We start from the raw sequence: 1,205 nt of genomic DNA on the forward strand, positions 1-1,205 counted from the left end.
GCGACGCTGTTTGCAACTCTTCTGGCAACTCTTCTGGCTACTCTTCTGGCGACTCTTCTGGCGACTCTTCTGGCAGCTCTTCCGGAGGCGGCGGAGGCTCTCCAGAGCCTGCTAAAAATGTTAAAGCCAAAGAGATTTCCCAGCAGTTCGTTACAAACGGGAAACAGATAAAGTTCGAGTTCCCTCAGGAAGCCACTTCAGTTACTTATATACAGTTTGATTCCAAAAAGAGCGCTGGGAAAATAACCACAATTGTCGAAGAGCTGAAAGAAAAATCAGTGCTGACTCCGAACGAACCTGAAGGAAAGATTTACCAGCACCTGAATATCTGGGTAGGAAACGAAGGTTTTGCAATCCAGAAAAATATTGACAATTCAGTTGTAGGTTTCAGGGTAAGTAAATCCTGGGTCAAAGAAAACAATATTGATGTGGATTCAATCTCTCTTCAACACTTTATAGATAATACATGGCACGCACTTTCAAGCACAAAAGTAAGTGAAGGAGATGAATACTTTTATTTTGAAGCCAAAACCTCCGATTTCTCTTCATTTGCGATAACCGGGAAGAATATCGAATCTTCAACTGAAATCGATAAAACAGGTGGTACAGAATCCAATCCTCAAGACATACAGACTAATGCTTCTCCTAAAAGTGGAAACGAAGAAGAAACAGATGTAAAAGCCAGTCCCGGGTTTTGCACTTTTTTTGCAGGAGCAGGAATTACAGTTTCTACTGCTATTTTAAAAAGGAGAAGATCTTGATGAAGAGGTTCCAGTACCTGTCACATTTTAGAAGGTGAGCGGTCTTGTAAACATATAATAAGAAAATAGAGAGAAAAGGCAGATAGTAGTTTAAGATAGTTTTATTGTTTATTACTGTATTTTCAAGTTTTTTATTTCTTCTTTACCTTTATTTCCTTCTCTTCTTTATTACAAGGGAGCGTAGAGGGTCATGAAATCCTGATCTTTACAGGCTGTCCGACAATTACTGTTACTAATGAAATGAAATCGTCTACTGATAGGTTGGAATTTTTTCTTTATGAAATTTGTTTTTCTATTCTTTATGGCTCAATTCTTAAGGTGAAAAATTCCATTTATTTCTCATTTTCCTTCCAGTTATCTCGTTTCTTAACTCATTGTTGACATGTTCTTGTCAACGCCGATTTAATTTTCCCCACATTGGTCGGTTTAAAATTCCTCACCTTT

At 38.1% G+C, this 1,205-nt stretch carries 1 protein-coding gene; it reads left to right on the top strand.

Annotation, left to right across the window (positions count from 1 at the left end; all coding sequences use genetic code 11):
• Positions 1 to 761, top strand: a 761-nt coding sequence (locus ASJ81_RS12965) for a PGF-pre-PGF domain-containing protein (protein ID WP_141241722.1), incomplete at its 5' end; no start/stop codon positions are given.
• Between the last annotated feature and the right edge of the window lie 444 nt (positions 762 to 1,205).

This window comes from Methanosarcina spelaei (assembly GCF_002287235.1).
GTDB classification, from domain to species: Archaea; Halobacteriota; Methanosarcinia; order Methanosarcinales; family Methanosarcinaceae; genus Methanosarcina; species Methanosarcina spelaei.